Source organism: Mycobacterium sp. DL99 (genome assembly GCF_004762045.1).
Classification (GTDB): Bacteria; Actinomycetota; Actinomycetes; order Mycobacteriales; family Mycobacteriaceae; genus Mycobacterium.
Map to the genome: position 1 here is coordinate 5,253,067 of NZ_SJOM01000007.1, position 17,880 is coordinate 5,270,946.

General features: G+C 66.2%; 19 protein-coding genes and 1 tRNA gene. 9 read left to right on the plus strand and 11 right to left on the minus strand.

The genetic code is table 11. The features are described from left to right. The first annotated feature begins 2 nt into the window (after positions 1-2). Positions 3-815, plus strand: coding sequence for an enoyl-CoA hydratase/isomerase family protein (locus EYZ64_RS25625; RefSeq protein WP_135457902.1), 813 nt, complete (start codon positions 3-5; stop codon positions 813-815). Here the strand turns inward: EYZ64_RS25625 and EYZ64_RS25630 are convergent. Together EYZ64_RS25630 and EYZ64_RS25635 are read right to left on the minus strand one after the other, a co-directional pair. Beyond that, a complete protein-coding gene (locus tag EYZ64_RS25630; RefSeq protein ID WP_135457904.1) occupies positions 809-1,423 on the minus strand; it encodes a TetR/AcrR family transcriptional regulator in 615 nt (204 codons plus the stop codon). The genes EYZ64_RS25625 and EYZ64_RS25630 overlap by 7 nt on opposite strands. A 49-nt stretch (positions 1,424-1,472) precedes the next feature. Next, positions 1,473-2,042, minus strand: a complete 570-nt coding sequence (locus tag EYZ64_RS25635; protein WP_135457906.1) for a hypothetical protein — start codon at positions 2,040-2,042, stop codon at positions 1,473-1,475. Positions 2,043-2,163: 121 nt separating this feature from the next. Here EYZ64_RS25635 and EYZ64_RS25640 point away from each other — a divergent pair, with 121 nt between their 5' ends. Next, positions 2,164-2,772 carry a TetR/AcrR family transcriptional regulator gene (locus EYZ64_RS25640; RefSeq protein ID WP_135457908.1) on the plus strand — a complete coding sequence of 203 codons (609 nt, stop codon included), beginning with the start codon at positions 2,164-2,166 and terminating at the stop codon, positions 2,770-2,772. Further along, positions 2,769-3,593 carry a hypothetical protein gene (locus EYZ64_RS25645; protein ID WP_135457911.1) on the plus strand — a complete coding sequence of 275 codons (825 nt, stop codon included), beginning with the start codon at positions 2,769-2,771 and terminating at the stop codon, positions 3,591-3,593. The genes EYZ64_RS25640 and EYZ64_RS25645 overlap by 4 nt, the downstream gene beginning before the upstream one ends. Positions 3,594-3,808: 215 nt before the next feature. Here EYZ64_RS25645 and EYZ64_RS25650 read toward each other — a convergent pair. The 5 genes from EYZ64_RS25650 to EYZ64_RS25670 form a co-directional block, all read right to left on the minus strand. Continuing rightward, a tRNA-Ala gene (locus EYZ64_RS25650) sits at positions 3,809-3,884 on the minus strand. Positions 3,885-3,939: 55 nt separating this feature from the next. Next, positions 3,940-5,139: a divisome protein SepX/GlpR gene (gene sepX, locus EYZ64_RS25655; RefSeq protein WP_135457913.1), complete on the minus strand. Its 1,200-nt coding sequence runs from the start codon at positions 5,137-5,139 to the stop codon at positions 3,940-3,942. Positions 5,140-5,377: 238 nt separating this feature from the next. Next, positions 5,378-6,031, minus strand: coding sequence for a GNAT family N-acetyltransferase (locus EYZ64_RS25660; protein ID WP_135457914.1), 654 nt, complete (start codon positions 6,029-6,031; stop codon positions 5,378-5,380). A gap of 46 nt (positions 6,032-6,077) precedes the next feature. Continuing rightward, positions 6,078-7,316, minus strand: coding sequence for a molybdotransferase-like divisome protein Glp (gene glp / locus EYZ64_RS25665; protein WP_135457916.1), 1,239 nt, complete (start codon positions 7,314-7,316; stop codon positions 6,078-6,080). 70 nt (positions 7,317-7,386) lie between these two features. Then, positions 7,387-8,304: a UTP--glucose-1-phosphate uridylyltransferase gene (locus EYZ64_RS25670; protein WP_167857967.1), complete on the minus strand. Its 918-nt coding sequence runs from the start codon at positions 8,302-8,304 to the stop codon at positions 7,387-7,389. A 39-nt stretch (positions 8,305-8,343) separates the two neighbouring features. Here EYZ64_RS25670 and EYZ64_RS25675 point away from each other — a divergent pair, with 39 nt between their 5' ends. The 3 genes from EYZ64_RS25675 (at position 8,344) to EYZ64_RS25685 (ending at position 11,833) form a co-directional block, all read left to right on the plus strand. Then, positions 8,344-8,931, plus strand: a complete 588-nt coding sequence (locus EYZ64_RS25675) for a 5-formyltetrahydrofolate cyclo-ligase (protein ID WP_135457918.1) — start codon at positions 8,344-8,346, stop codon at positions 8,929-8,931. A gap of 170 nt (positions 8,932-9,101) precedes the next feature. Next, positions 9,102-10,949, plus strand: a complete 1,848-nt coding sequence (locus EYZ64_RS25680) for an amino acid permease (protein WP_135457920.1) — start codon at positions 9,102-9,104, stop codon at positions 10,947-10,949. Then, a complete protein-coding gene (locus tag EYZ64_RS25685) occupies positions 10,946-11,833 on the plus strand; it encodes a universal stress protein (protein WP_135457923.1) in 888 nt (295 codons plus the stop codon). The genes EYZ64_RS25680 and EYZ64_RS25685 overlap by 4 nt, the downstream gene beginning before the upstream one ends. Positions 11,834-11,928: 95 nt before the next feature. On the opposite strand, the gene EYZ64_RS25690 is transcribed toward EYZ64_RS25685, so the two are convergent. Then, positions 11,929-12,690 (minus strand): HNH endonuclease family protein, encoded by a 762-nt coding sequence (locus tag EYZ64_RS25690; protein WP_353653694.1) that lies wholly within the window; start codon positions 12,688-12,690, stop codon positions 11,929-11,931. 63 nt (positions 12,691-12,753) lie between these two features. Between EYZ64_RS25690 and EYZ64_RS25695 the strand changes: the two genes are divergently transcribed. From EYZ64_RS25695 to mscL, 3 genes are all read left to right on the plus strand, one after another. Next, complete coding sequence (locus EYZ64_RS25695) at positions 12,754-13,086, plus strand: FmdB family zinc ribbon protein (protein WP_135457924.1); 333 nt, start codon at positions 12,754-12,756, stop codon at positions 13,084-13,086. Positions 13,087-13,156: 70 nt separating this feature from the next. Beyond that, positions 13,157-13,816, plus strand: coding sequence for an SAF domain-containing protein (locus EYZ64_RS25700; RefSeq protein ID WP_135457926.1), 660 nt, complete (start codon positions 13,157-13,159; stop codon positions 13,814-13,816). A gap of 136 nt (positions 13,817-13,952) precedes the next feature. Next, complete coding sequence (mscL, locus tag EYZ64_RS25705; protein ID WP_135457928.1) at positions 13,953-14,414, plus strand: large-conductance mechanosensitive channel protein MscL; 462 nt, start codon at positions 13,953-13,955, stop codon at positions 14,412-14,414. A gap of 68 nt (positions 14,415-14,482) precedes the next feature. On the opposite strand, the gene mspA is transcribed toward mscL, so the two are convergent. The 3 genes from mspA to EYZ64_RS25720 form a co-directional block, all read right to left on the minus strand. After that, positions 14,483-15,118, minus strand: a complete 636-nt coding sequence (gene mspA, locus EYZ64_RS25710; protein WP_135457930.1) for a porin MspA — start codon at positions 15,116-15,118, stop codon at positions 14,483-14,485. A 690-nt stretch (positions 15,119-15,808) separates the two neighbouring features. Beyond that, the gene (locus tag EYZ64_RS25715; RefSeq protein WP_135457933.1) at positions 15,809-16,303 is read right to left on the minus strand and encodes a MogA/MoaB family molybdenum cofactor biosynthesis protein; all 495 of its coding nucleotides are present in this window, start codon (positions 16,301-16,303) and stop codon (positions 15,809-15,811) included. 80 nt (positions 16,304-16,383) lie between these two features. Then, positions 16,384-17,763: a S1C family serine protease gene (locus tag EYZ64_RS25720; protein WP_135457935.1), complete on the minus strand. Its 1,380-nt coding sequence runs from the start codon at positions 17,761-17,763 to the stop codon at positions 16,384-16,386. Between the last annotated feature and the right edge of the window lie 117 nt (positions 17,764-17,880).

The following is a 17,880-nucleotide window of genomic DNA, read 5'->3' on the forward strand; positions in this document are numbered from 1 at the left end:
CCATGGATTTCTCTGATTACCAGCAGCTGACGCTGACCCGCCGCGACAACGGCGTCCTGCTGATCACGCTGAACCGGCCGGAGAAGTACAACGCCGCCGACGAGGGCATGCACACCGAATTGGCCAACATCTGGAAAGACGTCGCAGCCGACCCGCAGACCCGGGTCGCGGTGATAACCGGCGCCGGCAAGGCTTTCAGCGCGGGCGGCGACCTGGCCATGGTCGAGCGAATGGCCGGTGACTACGACCGGGTGTCACACATGCTCGGCGAGATGAGCGATCTGGTCTACAACATGATCAACTGCGACAAGCCGATCGTGTCCGCGATCAACGGCGTCGCGGTCGGGGCCGGAGCTGTGGCCGCGCTGCTCGCCGACATCGCGATCATCGCCGAGGACGCCCGGATCGGCGACGGCCACGTCAAGCTCGGTGTGGCTGCCGGCGACCACGCCGCCATCATCTGGCCACTGCTGGCCGGTACCGCCAAGGCGAAGTACTACCTGATGACCGGGGAGATGATCGGCGGGATCGAGGCTGAACGGATCGGCATGGTCGCCAAAGCCCTTCCGCGGGAGGAGGTTCTGGACGAGGCACTGCGAATCGCCGACAATCTGGCCACCGGCGCCCAGCAGGCGATCCGGCTGACCAAGCGTGCGCTCAACAACTGGCTGCGCAGTGCGGGTCCGATCTTCGACCAGTCGGCGGCCTACGAGATGTTGACCTTCCTCGGCCCGGACGTGGTGGAGGGCTACACCGCCCTGCGTGAAAAGCGTTCACCCCGTTTCCCGTCCGCGCAGCCGGATACCGTTCAGTAGAACAGGCACAGGGCACGGTCGACGATCGCGGCGCGCAGTTCCGCACGGTCGTCGTCGTGCATCCCCGGTCCGATCCAGACCGAGGACTGGTTGAGAACCCCGTGCAGGCACTGCAGGGCGACATTGACGTCGGGACAGGTGAATTCGCCATCGGCCACACCGCGATCCACCACCCGACGGAACACCGCGTCATGACGGCGCCGCATGTCCTTCATCGGATCCTCGAAGACCTCCGGCCAACCGCGCGGCCAAGAGAACACCGCGGCCACCTCGGGTGCGGTCTCGGTGAGGATGCGGATCTGTTCATCGATCAGGGCCGCCAGGTGTTCGCGAGCACCGACTTTTCCGAGGGCCTCCTCACGGGCCCCGAGCCGCTGCAGGACTTCCTGGGTGAGGGTCTCCAAGGCGGCGGCCACCAAGGCATCCTTGGACGAAAAATAGTGGTAGAGCGTGGCCTTGGCGATGTCGGTCTGCTCGGCGACATCCTCCAGACTCATACCCTGGTAGCCGGACTCGGTCAAGATCCGGGTGGCCGTCTTGACGATCTCGGCCTTACGCCGGTCACGACGGCGCGCCACGCGACTGGAGCCCGCGGGCTGATCCTCCACGAGCCCATCCTAACCAGGCCTGGTCGACTACTCGACCACGTGGACGAACTCAGAGCTTGTAGCAGGTGTAGATCAGGCGGTGCCCGTCGAGCAGGTCACGGATTTCGGCGATGAATGACTCGGAGAGTTCGTCCCAGTTCCAGACCTTCATCCCGAGCGCACCGAATGCCCACGGGTAGCCCCAGTCCCAGTCATTGAGTCCGACGCCTGCGGCACAGCTCAAACAGGTCACAAGCCCGGGCCCGCCCGCGAGCCACTCGCTGATCGCGGCATCGAACGCGGTGTCCCAACGGCCTTGTTCGCGAGGAAACATCGCCTCGATGTGGCTGCACCTCGGGCAGGTCACTGCTTCCAGATCGGCGCCGTGGTACACCTGCCGGCCGGATTCGACGACCAAGCCGTTGGTCCAATAGTGCGGCGCCGCAACCGATTCGTTACCGATCGCGTAGCCGTAGCGCTCGCCCGGCGGATGCCCGCCCGGATTTCCGAGCACACAGTCGGTGATCTCTTCGACAACGACCCCCCGCTCGATCAACCACGCCTCGAGACGGGCCTTCAACGCCGGCGCTTCGGTGTCGGTCACGTCAACATCGACCAAAGTCTGTGCATAGTCGCCCATCCAGGGATCGTAAGCGCGCCATCGCGACGGTCAGTGCGGGAATTTCATCCGGACGCACATTTCCAATTTCGCTGACACTCGTCATTGACGAGTGTCAGCGAGTGGGCGTACGGTGGCCGCCATGACGTCGCGACACGCACCATCCGTGACCGATTCACCGGCCGGGGGCGTCCGAGAGGCCCGCCGAATCGAAACCCGGGCACGCCTGTTCGACGCTGCGCTGGCAGAGATTTCGGACCGTGGGTTGGCCGCCGCCGATGTCAGCGCGATCGCGGCCGCGGCGGGCGTGGCACGGGGAACGTTCTACTTCCATTTCCCGACCAAGGAGCACGTTCTCATCGAGGCGGAGCGCGACGAGGAGACCCGGATCGTCGGCGAACTCGCCCAAACCAAAGGCGATCTGGAGTCGATCCTCACGCAAGTCGTCCGTCGGGTCCTCAGTGCCGAACGTCGGTTGGGCGCAGCGGTTTTCCGGGACATGCTCGGCCTGCATTTCTCCTCGACGCGGCCGGTCGAAGACGAGTTGGCACAGCACCCGCTCGCGGAGTTCCTGGTGAGGGTGATCAGCCGGTCGCAAGCCGCAGGGCAGGTGTCTGCCGACCGGAATGCGAGTGAGCTCGCGACGTTCTTCCTTACCGGCCTGTTCGCCTTGCTGGCCACCGGAGTCTTCGATTCTTCGGTGTTGAACCGTTATGTCACAACGATTGTCCAAGGGATGGAGAAACGATGAACCGCACCGGCATCGAGGGCTACCGGGAATTCCTGGCCAGGCGTGACGGCGAAGCCGACCTGCTCAACAGGCGTTTGGCGAATCGAGAGCGATTCTTCACCGAACTGGAGGAACACCCCGTCCGCTCGGCCCACCCCGCCGACCGCGCCGTCTTCCTGCGCAATCTGCGCCGGCGTCGGCCGGAACCCGGCCTGGACCGCAAGATGCTGTTTCTGCTGGCGACCGCCAAACTCAATCAGGCGGAACGGTTCGGCGTGGGGCTCGGCGAAACCTACGGGCGCAACAGCGACGAGAATCTGCCGCCCGAGAACGTCTATCTCGAACTCGAAGAGCACTACCACACCCGGCTGCTGGCATACGCGCTCGACGTCTTCGACCTGACCTTCCAGGTGGTCCCCCCGCCATTCGTGATGCGGCAGTTCGTCAAGACCGGCGTGTTCCTCCCCCAGCGCCTCGGCTTCATGTTCGTCGGAGCCGCAGAGATGGCGGGCTGCATCATGTTCGACGAACTGCGCCGTGCCGGTGCCGAGCTCTTCGCCGACGAACCCGAAGTCGCCGAACGGATCGAACTGCTCTACAGCGAGATCCTCACCGACGAGATCGGCCATGTCGGCTACTGCGCATCACGCTGCAGCTCAGCAGAGCGAGCGGTCATGCGCCGGATCTACCCGCTCATCGGACGGCTCTTCGCCCGCCAGACCGCCGAGATCAGTCTGCTGATCGACCACAAGGCGCTGCATGCGCGCCTGGACCGACCCTTCGATGTCGACGAGCTCACGGCCGGCCTCGACAACGAGACGTACCTCGTCACACACCCGTGAGGGCAGGACTGCTGATCCAGCGCCCTGTGATGAATGCGCACTCTTTCGCGGCAGATTCACGGATTTTGCGTCGATAAGCGACACATTCGCCACAGGGTCTGGCGAAGGGACTGCGGCCGGCCGACGCGGCATTCCGTCGCAAGCTGCGCTACGAGGTCCTCGAGCAGAAACGCGGCCCGGGAATGTCTCCCGAACCGCGTTGACCTGTTCCAACTTGGTGGAGCTAAGGGGAATCGAACCCCTGACCTTCTCGATGCGAACGAGACGCGCTACCAACTGCGCTATAGCCCCTGATACCGGAAGCAAAGGCTACCAGCACTGCGGCCGTGAGACGAAACCGGCCGCCCTACTGCCCGGAAGCGCGCGGTAGATCGTATTCGCGGGACGTCGACGCGTACGACGCGTACGCCAGGTGCTCGAAGATCGGATCCTCGTCATCGATGTCGAGCACCACCGCACCGGGCCGGCGCAGCCGTGCCGGCACGACGTCGAGCTTGTGGTCGTCGGTGTTCTCCACGCCCAGCCTGGACCGGGCCATCCGCTGCGCACGACGACGCCGCAACTGCTCCTCGATGCGCGTCTGACGGCGCAGGTAGGCCAGATACAGCACGGTCAGCGTGCCGGCACCACCGAACACCCACCAGGCCGACGGCGTCACCAGGAGGGCGGCACCCGCCGAGAACAGCAACGTGGCGGCCAGTACCGCGAGCACGCGCTTGCGGAACTGGAACTTGCGGGCGCTGATCTCCGCGGCTTTCTTGGATTCGAACCGACGCTGCCGGGTCGCGCTCAGCGACGCGACGGGCTCGTCGGCCTGCTGCTCGTCGGCCGGCTCGTCCTCGGCCTCGGGTTCCAGTCCCGACGTGTCGGCGACGTACTCGTACTCGTCGTCGGCGAGATCCTCCGGATCTTCGTCCTCCTGAACGTCCTCGAGATCCTGGGGATCCTCGGCCTCGTCGAGATCCACTGCGATGCGCTCGGTTTGAGCCTCCGATTCGACAGCCTCGAAGCCCTCGACGGGCTCCTCGACCGCGACGGGCTCGGGTTCCGCCTCAGGCTCGGCCTCGGGCTCGGTCTCGAATTCCAGCTCGAGCTCGGGCTCGGCCACTTCCTCGGGTTCGGCCGCTGCCTCGGCCGCCTCGGCCATCGTGCCGACCGGCAGTGCGCCGGAGTCCTCGTCGACGATGTCGACGTCAAGGTAGTCCGGTTCGGGGGTCTCGACGCTTACCGCTGCCACCACGACGGTGTGCTGCACCGTGGCGTGCACCCGCACCTCGACAGGCGCCTCGTCGTCCTCGAGTTCTTCATCGAGATCTTCGTCGAGGTGGTCGGCGCTCGGCCGCCAGTGCGGATCGCTGTGATGCCCGGCGGCCGGGCCGCGTCGTAACCGTTGCGCGTTGCGGCCGCTGTTGAGCACTCGAGTCGCCAGGGCGACATCACTGGTACGACGGACCGAGTCTCGCTTGCTGATCAACATCGGGACCAAAACGAACAGCCAGAGAACGACAAGGGAAATCCACAGCAGTGACTGGGGGATGCTTGGCATGACGCCTGCTCCTTTCCCCTTCAGGCTAGGTCTGTGACCAGCGCATCCATGGGTGGCGCGCCGACACAATTACACACCTGTAATTCGATCGATACAAGCACCAACAGTCACATTTGCCACATTGGTAACAGCCGACGAGGCGAACTTCGCCGAGATTGCTTCCAGGGCTGCGGATCCGGCGAAATCGCGACCGTGGGCGCAGTTTCGCCGCGGCGCGCCGCGCCCAGAACAAGCCGAATCAGCACCAACTGGCCCGGCCGGCCGAAACCAGGGCCTGCGTCGCCGAATGTTTGAGCTCCTCCAACGTGACCGCCACCAGTAGATGGTCCCGCCAGGCGCCGTCTACCTCGAGATAGCGGCGCAGCAGACCCTCCTCGCGGAAGCCCACCCGCGCCAGCACTGCCCGGCTCGCAGCGTTCTCCGGGCGCACCGTGGCCTCGACCCGGTGCAACTGCACTCCGTTGAAGCAGTGGTCGAGCCCCAGCGCGAGCGCACCGGTCGCCACCCCGCCGCCGGTCTTGTCACTGGCCACCCAGTAGCCGATCCACGCCGATCGTAGTGCGCCGTGGGTGACGTTGCCGATCGTGAGCTGGCCGGCGAACTGCCCGTCGAGCTCGATCACATACGGCAGCATCCGCCCTCGCCGGGCCTCGCTGCGCAGCCCCGAGCAGATCGCGGGCCACGACGAAACGGAATGGCGGACATGCCAATCCACACCGCTCACCGGCTCCCACGGCTCCAGGTGGGCCTGGTCGGCCAGCCGGATGCGGCTCCATACCGCGGCATCGCGCAGCCGCACCGGACGTAGCCGCACCACACCGGCCTTCACCCGCACCGGTCCGATCGGACCGGGCCACCCGGGGTGAAAAGCGTTGGACCGGAACAGGCTCATCCGCACAGTCGATTCGTCACACCTTCATTCATCGAATGAAGTCTTATCAGCCGCGCTGAGCCAGGAATGCCACATCCACGGTTTCGCCGGTGCGAACCTCGTCGACTTCGCTCGGAATCACCACGAGACAGTTCGCCTCGGCGAGTGTGGCCAGCAGATGGGTGGACGCCCCCGGCGCCCCACCAAGGGCCTGCACCAGGTACTCGCCGGTGTCCTGGTCGCGCATCAACTGCCCGCGCAGGTATCCCGTGCGCCCGGCCACCGAACTGATCGGCGACAGCGTGCGGGCCTGGACCATGCGACGCATCGGCTGCCGCTTGCCCAGCGAGAGCCGGATCAGCGGGCGCACCATCACCTCGAACACCACCAGCGCGCTCACCGGGTTGGCGGGCAGCAGGAACACCGGAACGCGGTCCCGGCCGAGCTGACCGAAGCCCTGCACCGATCCGGGGTGCATCGCGATCCGGGACACCTCCATCTCGCCGAGTTCAGCGAGCACGGTCCGCACCGATTCGGCGGCGGCTCCGCCCACCGCGCCGGCGATGACCACGATCTCGTTGCGATTGACTTGGCCCTCAACGGTTTCCCGCAGTTCCCGGGGGTCGGTGCTGATGATGCCGACCCGGTTGACCTCCGCACCCGCATCCCGGCCCGCCGCCGCCAGCGCGTAGGAGTTCACGTCGTACACCTGCCCGGTCCCCGGGCTGCGGGATACGTCGACGAGCTCACCGCCCACGCACATCACCGACAGCCGGGGCCGTGGGTGCACCAACACCCGGTCACGCCCCACCGCGGCCAGCAAGCCCACCTGGGCCGGGCCCACGATCGTGCCGGCCCGCACCGCTACGTCGCCGGGTTGCACATCGTCGCCGGTGCGCCGGACATAAGCACCCGAGCGCACGCTGCGCATGATCCGGACCCGGCTCTCACCGCCGTCGGTCCATCGCAACGGCAGCACCGCGTCGGCCAGCGTCGGCATCGGCGCGCCGGTCTGCACCCGCGCGGCCTGCCGCGGCTGCAACCGGCTCGGGGTACGCGCACCCGCTTCGATCGAGCCCATCACCGGCAGGCTGATCTCACCGGCGCCGTCACCCACGGACAACACATCGACGCTGCGCACCGCGTAGCCGTCGATGGCGGCCTGATCGAATCCCGGCATCGGCCGCTCGGTGACGACCTCTTCGGCGCACATCAGGCCTTGCGACTCGGCGATGGCCACTCGCACCGGCCGGGGGGCCACTGCGGCAGCCGCTACCCGAGCCTGCTGTTCCTCCACCGAACGCACAACACGCCTTCCTATCCCATCTCCGGGCCGACGTGCGGCGTACCGGGCCAGCTCGTTGCCAGCCCTCCTGTCAGGTCAGACCCAATCGTTCGACCAACCACCGCCGCAAATCAGGGCCGTAGTCGTCACGTTCCAACGCAAAGTCAACCGCAGCCTTCAGGTAGCCGCCGGGATTTCCCAGGTCGTGTCGGGCTCCGCGGTGCACAACCACATGTACCGGGTGGCCCTCTTCGATCAGCAGCGCGATGGCGTCGGTCAGCTGAATCTCCCCGCCCACCCCGCGCGAAACACGACGCAGCGCATCGAAGATCGCCCGGTCGAGAAGGTAGCGGCCGGCGGCGGCGTAAGGGGACGGCGCATCGTCGGGCTTTGGCTTTTCCACCATGCCCTTGACCCGCAGCACGTTCGGATTGGCCGCGTCGGGCACGGTCTCGACGTCGAAGACGCCGTAGGCACCGATCTCGTCTCCGGGCACCTCGATGGCGCACAACACGGACCCGCCGCGCTTGGCCCGCACCTTCGACATGGTTTCCAGAACACCGGTGGGCAGCACCAGGTCATCGGGCAGCAGCACCGCGATCGCGTCCTCGTCGGGAGCCAATGCGGCCTCGACGCAGCTGACGGCATGCCCCAGTCCCAGTGGCTCGGCCTGCACCACAGACTCGACCTTGATCAGCGCGGGAGCGCGGCGGACCTTCTCCAGCATCGTCTTCTTGCCGCGAGCCTCCAGCGTGCCCTCGAGCACCAGGTCCTCGACGAAGTGCGCGACGACGCCGTCCTTGCCTTCGGAGGTGATGATGATCAGCCGCTCGGCACCGGCCTCAGCCGCCTCGGCCGCCACCAATTCGATGCCCGGGGTGTCGACCACCGGCAGCAATTCCTTGGGGACCGTCTTGGTTGCCGGGAGGAATCGCGTACCCAGACCGGCCGCCGGGACCACGGCCGTGTAGGGAATCGGCACCTCAGGCGCCTTGTGAGACGTGCTCATCGTTCACACACTAACGTCCGTTCTGAAAAGGTGGAGGGCGTGACCCCGCCGACCAAGACCGATTTGCGAACCGGCGTTCTCCGTGCAAGACGGGCCGTACCGGCCGACCGCCGCGACAGTGAGGCGCAGGCACTTTGCCGCTGGCTGCCCACCCTGGTGCGCAGCGGGCAAACGGTGTGCGCCTACGTTCCGGCGGGCTCGGAACCAGGGTCGCAGGCCCTGCTGGACGCTCTGTTGGAACTCGGCGTGCGCGTGCTGCTTCCGGTCGCCCGCAAAGACGAGGACGGCCGGGGTTTGCCGATGCAGTGGGGGCAGTACGCGCCCGGCAAGTTGGTGGCCGCCGAGTTCGGCCTGCGCGAGCCCGCACCACCCTGGTTGCCTGCCGGACGGATCGCAGATGCCGAGGTGGTCCTCGTGCCCGCGCTGGCCGTCGACCGCAACGGGAACCGGCTGGGCCGGGGCGCCGGGTTCTACGACCGCAGCCTGATCTACGCCGCACCGCACGCACGGTTGGTCGCGGTGGTGCGTGACGACGAACTGGTCGACGAATTGCCCGCCGATCCCCACGACGTACGAATGACACATGCTCTGACGCCGTCGGGCGGAATCGTGACGTTGCAGCGCTGACTCGTCGGGCCGGGCCGTACCACCCGGATTCGGCAGCTGTCTGAACGAGCCGGGTCAGATTCCGACAGTTTCAGCCCGAATTCGGCTCCGCCGACCGGTCGCCGGGCATAGCGTTCACTTCTGTCCGCTTGTGACCTGAGTCACAAATGACGGAGGAGGACGGTGCGCACATGGGCGACACACCCGCATTGAAAAAGGCGCTCAGTCAGCGACAGTTGACGATGATCGCCATCGGCGGCGTGATCGGCGCCGGCCTGTTCGTCGGCTCCGGGGTGGTGATCGGCGCTACCGGGCCCGGCTCATTCATCACCTATGCGCTGGCCGGCGTCCTGGTCATCATGGTGATGCGGATGCTGGCCGAGATGGCGGTGGCCAATCCGTCGACCGGCTCGTTCGCCGATTACGCGCGCAACTCGCTGGGCAACTGGGCGGGATTCTCCGTCGGCTGGCTGTACTGGTACTTCTGGGTGATCGTCGTCGGCTTCGAAGCCATTGCGGGAGCCAAGATCATCCAGTTCTGGGTGGACGTACCCATCTGGCTGACGGCACTGCTCCTGTTGATCGCGATGACGGCGACCAACCTGTTCTCGGTGTCGTCCTTCGGTGAATTCGAGTACTGGTTCGCCGGCATCAAGGTGGCGGCAATCCTGGCGTTCATCGGCTTGGGGGCTCTCTTCGTTTTCGGGCTGTGGCCCAACAAGGACATGGACTTCTCCAACCTGACCTCCCACGGCGGGTTCTTCCCGATGGGCGCGATGGCCGTCACCGTCGGCGTGGTGACGGTGATCTTCTCGATGGTCGGGGCGGAGATCGCCACCATCGCCGCCGCCGAGTCCGCCGATCCCGAGCGGGCGGTCGCCAAGGCCGCCAACTCGGTCATCTTGCGGATCGCGATCTTCTTCGTCGGCTCGGCATTCCTGATCACGACGATCCTGCCGTGGGATCACTTCAAGAAGGACGCCGCGGGCAACGTCGCGTCACCGTTCGTCTCGGTGTTCACCGAGATGGGTATCCCCTACGCCGATCACATCATGAATGCGGTGGTGCTCACTGCAGTGCTGAGCTGCCTGAACTCGGGGATGTACACCGCATCGCGCATGCTGTTCGTGCTTGCTGCCCGCCGCGAGGCGCCGCCACAGTTGGTCGCGGTGACCCGGCGCGGCGTTCCGGCTCCGGCGATTCTGACCTCCTCGGTCATCGGCTTCCTGTGTGTGATCGCAGCAGCGTTCTGGCCGGACACCATCTTCGCGTTCCTGCTGAATTCCAGCGGCGCGGTGATCCTGTTCGTCTACCTACTCATCTGCATCTCGCAGATTGTGCTGCGGTACCGCAGTTCCCCGGACCAGCTCAAGGTGAAGATGTGGTTGTTCCCGGTGCTGTCGTTGCTCACCGCCGCGGCCATTTTCGGAATCCTTATCCAGATGTACGTACAGGGCGGGGACAACCGGAAGGCCCTGACACTGAGCGTGGCGTCCTGGGCCGTGGTGATCCTGCTTTTCCTGGCCAACCGCTGGTTCATCGGGCACCGGCCCGAGGTGGCCGGGGTGTCCCCGGAACCCGGCGCCGAACATCCGCACCGAGTGTTGGTGTTGGCCAACGAGACTGTCGAATCCAACGAACTTCTCGACGAGCTACGGCGCATCGGCGCGGACCGCGACGCGCTGTATCAGGTCGTGGTGCCCGCCAGTCCGATCGACACCGGGGTGGCCGCCACCCATGGTCCACTCGACATCTCGGAGGCCACCACGCGTGCGGCCCAGCGCCGCCTCGATCAGACACTGAGCACGCTGCGTTCCGAGCAGTTGAAGGCCGACGGTGAGTTGGGTGACTACCGCCCGCTGCGGGCACTGGCCCATGCGGTCGAGACGTTCCGGCCCGACCAGATCGTGATCTCAACTCTGCCGCCGGAGGATTCGGTGTGGCACCGTTTCGATGTCGTCGACCGGGCCCGCACCGAATACCAGATCCCGGTTACCCATGTGGTGTCGCGCATGCGCACCCAGGAGCATGCGTCGTGACCATCCTGGCGGCATTCAGTGCCAGTCGGCACAGCAGCGCACCGCTGAATCTGGCCATCCAGCTCGCCCGTACCACCGGCGAGAAGGTCATCGCCGCGGCGGTGGTGGAGCGGGCCTGGCCACCACGCGACGACCCGGTCGAGGGCGAGTATCTGGCGTATGTCCGCGAGCAGGCCACACAGGCGTTGCAGCGCGCGGTCGCGGTGCTGCCCATCGACCTCGACGTCACCCCCGTCGTGCACGAATCCACGTCGATACCAACCGGTTTGATCGAGCTCGCGGATGCCCACCGGGCGACTGTGGTGTCGGTCGGCTCATCCTCGTCGGGAATGATCGGCCGGGTCGCGTTGGGCAGCGTCACCGAGCGTCTGGTCCACACCGCCCGGGTGCCGGTGGTCTTCGCGCCGCGCGGGTACAACCAGACCGACGCCCCCATCCGCCGCCTCACCGCGGCCTACGGCGGGGAAGCTGACGTCAACGGGCTCATCCCGGCCACCGCCGAGCTGGCCGCGTCGTGGAAGGCCAAGCTGCGCATCGTCTCGTTCACGGTCCGCAACACCGCGGCATTCGCCGGCACCATCGAATCCTCGGCCGAGGAATTGGTGGTCCAGCAGTGGTCACGGCGAACCATTGCCGAGATCACCAAGCAGCTCAACGCCATTCGAGATCAGATGGCGGTTCCGGACGTCGACGTGGTGGTCGGCGCCGGCCACGACTGGAACACCGCTGTGCAGAGCATCGGGTGGGACACCGGGGACATGCTGGTGCTCGGCTCCGGTGCGGCCGCCCCGAGTGCGCAGGTGTTCCTCGGCTCGGCCGCGGGAAAGATCCTGCGGCACTCGCCGGTTCCGGTGATGATCGCGCCGCGTTACCAGCCGGGCTAGCAGCCTGGCGCCAGGGACATCGGGTGCTTACACCGAGGATTCCAGTCACTATTGAGCAGCGATCCTCGGTTTAGCGTTCAGCACAGACCGGCGGGCTAGCAGTTGTTCAGCACCGCCGCCATGGCGTCCTTCTCTTTCGCCGAGACCCAGAGCTGGTAGGCGGTTTTCACCTCGACCTGGCGGGCCACGAACTCGCAGCGGAACGCGACATTGGGCGGTAGCCAGCTGGCCGCGTCGCGGAATGCCTTGTCGAAGTTGGGTTGCGCGGCCACCGCGATCAGGTTGCGTGGATCGTTCGCGAAATCCCTGCGCCGCTGCGGATCCCAGGTGCGCGCCCCCTTGTACCAGGCGTCCGACAACGACACCAGGTGGTCGATCTGCACCGTGCCGGAGGTGTCGGGCCCGCGGGTGAACGGGATCTCCGCACCGGTGTAGGGGTCGTGCAGCACACCGCTGGCGGCGTAGCAGGTCCCGGGGCGGACGGTCAGCTGGGCCAGGTCGCGGCGCAGGATGTCGTCACGGGTATTGCAGCCGTTGTGGCCGAACTCGACGTTGACGTCGTCGCTCCAGGCCTCCCCGAAGCGGGACCGGGCGTAGTCGGTGTCACGGTCCCAGCCTTTGACCGGCAGCCCCGCCAACAGCGCGCGGGCGTGGTCATAGCCGGGAGTCTGCGGTGTCGGCTGCCTGACCTGACCGGTGGTCGGAGGCGGGGCTGAAGGCTGGGCCGGCGGGTCGGCCTGACGCATCCGGGCCACCACGAGCACGGCCAGCACCGCCAGGACTACCGCCACCACGAGCAGTACCGCTAATCTTCCGGTGCGCCGGCGCCGGCGGCCCGCGGGAATGACATGGCCCACGTAGCGGTTCTAGCACTTGAGCCGGTAGAGTGCTAACAAGTTTGACCAACTCGGAGGGTTTTCGTGCCTACCTATTCCTACGCGTGCACTGAGTGCGGCAATCGGTTCGACGCGGTGCAGGCATTCAGCGACGACGCGCTGACCACCTGCCCCAAGTGCTCCGGCAAGCTGCGCAAGCTCTTTGGCTCGGTCGGAGTGGTGTTCAAGGGCAGCGGCTTCTACCGCACCGACAACCGCGAGTCGGGCAAGAGCTCGTCCAACGGCGCACCCTCGAAGAGCTCGGAGAGCAGCTCGTCGAGCACGTCCTCGGACTCGTCATCTTCCTCGAGCGCGTCTTCGTCCTCGAGTTCGTCCGGCAGCTCCAGCTCCGCCCCCGCCGCGGCCGCTTCCAGCTAGCTCCAGAAGTTATCCACAGGACGGCGAAGACGCCGTTCTCACCCGGCCGTCGCGCGCCTACCGTGGCGCCATGGCCGAATCACTCAACCCGCCACCTTGGCGTCGGCTGACTGCTGCCCGGCCCGATTGGACCCGCACGGTGGCCACTCGCCGCGCCGCGGCAGCCGCGCTGGTGGTGTTGGCCGCCATCGCGGCCCTGCGCTCCGATCCGCGGGGCGAGTACACCGAGATCGCGGTGGCTACCCACGACCTGTCCCCCGGCGTCGCGTTGACCGCCGCCGACGTACGACTGGAACGCCGCAGCACAGCCACTGTGCCCGACGGCGCCCAACGTGACGTGGCCCCGGTGATCGGTGCGACGCTGACCGCCCCGGCACGTCGTGGCGAGGTCCTCACCGATGTCCGGCTGCTCGGGTCACGGCTGGCCGAATCGGCCGCGGGCCCGGATGCCCGGATCGTGCCGCTCAAACTCAGCGATACCGCGCTGCTCGATCTGATCCGCCCCGGCGACGTGGTCGACGTGCTGACGGTGACGGCCGATCGGGACGACACGCAGCCGGCCCGGCCGGTCGTGGTGGCCTCTGGGGCGGTGGTGGTGCTGGTCTCGGAGAAGGCCCGCGGGGCCGGAGTGGGCAGCGACCGCGTGGCCCTGGTGGCCCTGCCCGCACGCTCAGCCAACGAGGTCGCGGCCACCAGCCTGGTGCAGACCGTCACGATGACCATCCACTGAATACGACTCTCACTGTCGCACAACATAATTCGTTCGCTACGAAGATGTTGACCGACAATCGCCCGGCCATTCGGCCAACTCGGTTACTGTTTGCTTGTCGCACCGAAAACACCACACTGCAGGAAGGTTCCTGAGCATGTTGAAGGGCTTCAAAGAGTTTCTGTCTCGCGGCAACGTCATCGATCTTGCGGTTGCTGTGGTCATCGGCGCCGCCTTCACGGGCCTGGTCACCGCCTTCACCGAAAAGGTGGTCCAGCCACTGATCGACCGGATCGGCGCCGGCCCCGGCAAGGAATACGGCATCCTCAAGATCTCACTGGGCGGTGATCCCGAGACGTTCATCGACTTCAACGCCGTCCTGTCGGCCTTCATCAACTTCATCCTGGTGGCCGCGGTGATCTACTTCGTCATCGTCCTGCCGTACAAGAAGCTGCGTGAGCGCGGCGAGGTCGAACAGGCCCAGGACACCGAGCTGAGCCTCCTGACCGAGATCCGCGATCTGCTGTCCGAGAATGGCAATACCGGCAAGCATGTGACCGGACCTGGCACCGGCCCCAGCCCGGACACCGCCAAGCACACCAGTGCAGACCGCTCCTGACGGAGCAACACCCGGATATGAAAGCAGCCCCTGGATTTCTCCAGGGGCTGCTTTCGTTGAGGCCTAGCTCAGTTCATGTTCCAAGGCTCGCCGTAGGTGGTGACGCTGTCACCGGTGGAGGCGATCAGGCGAGCGAACGGACGCAGCAGCACGCCACCGGCCGCACCGGTCACGGTGCCGTGCGCGTTGGACACCGCCACACCGCCGGCCGGACCCTTGACGTCCACCGAGAAGGTGGCCACTTCCTGGATGCCCGGGCCGTTGCCCAGATCAGCGCTGATCGACACACCCGGGAACAGGTTCGGGGTGATCACGGACTCCAGGCCGAAGGGCGGGCCGGTGATGTCACCATCGTCGATCAGGATGTTCGGGGTGGTGTAGGAGAAGTTGATCCCGACACCCAGCGACCAGGGGAAGCCGATCTGGTAACCCAGCTCCAAGGTGCCCGCGAAGTCGTCGGCACCCGGGCCGGCCACGGTGTACTTGGCCCGACCCGAATGGAACCACTCACGAGTCAGCCGGTTGCGGTCCAGCGGGAACACACCGTTGAGGAAGGTGTCCCACTGCTGAACGGTCAGGGTCCGGTCCTGACCATCAACCAGGCTCAATTCATTGTCCAGACCCGCATGAGAAGTGCCCGTGCTCGTAAACAGCGCCGCGACGGTTGCCACCATCGCGACCAGCACCCGACTGAATGCCTTCATGTTCTCCCTAGCTATTTCGCCGGTGATCCCGGAGGCTCACCTTTTGTGGTCGGCTACCCGGCCCCCGCAGACCGTATCGCCTCGCAAGCCCAACATGTGACGCGGATTAGAAACCCACACGTTGCTCTTACGAAATGCACATCGTTGACATCAGGAACATAACGGCAGTCCACCGGGGCGGCAACGCAAGCACATATCCGCAGAGCTGCATACGGTCGATCGATCAAAATTTGCTGAAAAGTGGCTGGAAGATTGCTCACTACGCCACGACGCTGCGAATTGGGCCCCGCGGCAATGCTGTGATGCCGTTCGCCTTAGTAACGAACTGAGGTCCAGAACACAGTGCGAGGCGGATGTTTCCTGCCCTTACAAGCCGTTCACCTATTCATTGGTGATGCGGCGGAATGTTGTTCCTCAACCACCGGTCACGGTCGGCGTCGTCGTCCGGCGAAGCTGTGTCGCGTTCGTCGGGAGAGATGTCCGGGAGGGCCTCACCGAAGATCTTGTTAACTGCGTGGCGGGACATTTTGTTCGCTTCTGACATCTTCAATCCCCTTTGTGACGAACATCACATCTCATCCTATGTGCCGCTACGCCAACCGTTAACCTGCTCTTAACCAGCAACGTCGCTCGGCGTGACATTCGCCTGGAAAACGAAACGGCGGCCGGTGGCCGCCGTTTCATTTGCGTTCAGATCTCCAGACTTGATAGCTGGCCTATGACTTGTGCGGCCAGTGGCCCGAGGGTGGCCATACCGTCGCGCACCGCAGCACGTGACCCGGCGATATTCACCACCAACGTGCTGCCCGAGACGCCACACAGACCACGGGACAGCCCCGCATCGACGATGCCGGCCGAAAGCCCCGATGCCCGCAGCGCCTCGGCGATGCCGAGCAGCTCCCGGTCGAGAATGTCCAGGGTGGCCTCCGGCGTCACATCGCGCGGCGTCACCCCCGTCCCGCCGACCGATACCACCAGATCGACGCCGCCGATCACCGCGGTGTTCAACGCGTTCCGGATCTCGACCTCGTCGGCGGACACGACCACGACCCCGTCGACGACGAAACCTGCTTCACCCAACAATTCCGTGACCAATGGACCACTGTGGTCTTCCTCGCCATGTGCGGTGCGATCGTCCACGACGACGACGAGCGCCCGGCCCACCAACTCCCCTGGTTGTTCCATGCCTGCAACCGTATATCCGGCGGCAGACAACGGTGTAGCCAGACGGAGGGTGGCGATCCTGTCCGATCCGATCACGGTGCTCACTGCTCCGCCCGGCCGAGCGTGACCTCGATGGTCTGCGGCTTGCCGCCCTGGTCCAGGAAGGTCAGCGTGACCTTGTCGCCGGGGGCCTTGGACCGCACCGCCGCCACGAGCGCGTCAGCGCTGCCGATCACCCGGTCGTCGACCTTGGTGACCACCACACCGCTGGGCAGACCGGCCGCCGCGGCGGCCCCGCCATTGGTGACCTCCACGATCTTGGCGCCGTCGGTGGCCTTGTCGTTGGCCACCTGCACACCCAGCGAGGCATGCGAGGCCGTGCCACTCTGGATCAGCTCGTCGGCGATGCGCTTGGCCTGATCCACCGGGATCGCGAAGCCCAGTCCGATCGAGCCGCTCTGCGCCTGAGGCGAATCCCCGCCCAGGGTGGCGATCGCCGAGTTGATCCCGACCAGTTCGCCGTTCATGTTGACCAGCGCGCCACCGGAGTTGCCCGGGTTGATGGCGGCGTCGGTCTGGATGGCGTCGAGCACGGTGTTCTGGTTGCGGGCGTCGCCGCCGGCCGCAACCGGCCGGTTCAGCGCACTGATGATGCCGGTGGTGACGGTGCCTTCCAGCCCCAGCGGCGACCCGATCGCGACGACGTCCTGGCCCACCCGCAGGTTGGCCGACGAGCCGAGGGTGATGGGGGTGAGACCCGAGACATCCTGCGCGCGCACGACGGCGATGTCGCTGCTGGGGTCGGTGCCGACGACGGTGAACGGCTTGGTGGTCCCGTCGGAGAACGTCACCTTGGTCTGGGCGCCGACCGGTGCCCCGCCCGGTGCGGTCGCCGGGGCGGGCGCTCCCGGCTTGGCGCCCTGCACGACGTGGTTGTTGGTCAGGATGAGGCCGTCGGCGGTGAGGATGATGCCTGAGCCCTCCTCGGAAGCGCGGCCCAGATCGGTCTCGAGTTTGACCACACTCGGCACCACCTTGGCCGCCACCTGCTCCACCGAACCGGGGGGCAGCGCAGCCGCGGGAACCGTCGGCGCGGCGCCGAGACCCTGGCTGCCCAGGCGCGGGTGATCGTCGTTCACCAGCGTGGCGACACCGCCGCCGATGCCGGCCGACACCACGGCCACGGCAAGCGCCCCGACGACCAGACCGGTCCTGGAGCGTTTCTTGGCCGGCACGGGCTGCGGGCCGGCCGGAATCCGGTACGGGTCATAGGGCGCGCGGTACGCCTGCTGCTGAGTCTGGTGCTGCGGGTTCTGGTGCGGCTGGGTCTGATGCGGCGGGTGCTGCTGCGGCTGTTGACGGGCGTAGCGCCAGTCGTACTGCTGTTGCTGGTAAGGATCAGGACGCGCACCGCCGTATCCGGGGGCAACGCCGCCGGGATGCTGCTCCGGCTGTTGGGGGTACCTCGGGTGGTTCGTCATTGTGCTGCGTGCTCTTCTCTTGGTAATTGGTCCGTCGGCGTGTAACGCCGGTCCGGTCCGACCCGTTTGTCCAACCCTTGTGTGTCTGTCAATTCGTCAAACGAACTCGCTGCCACT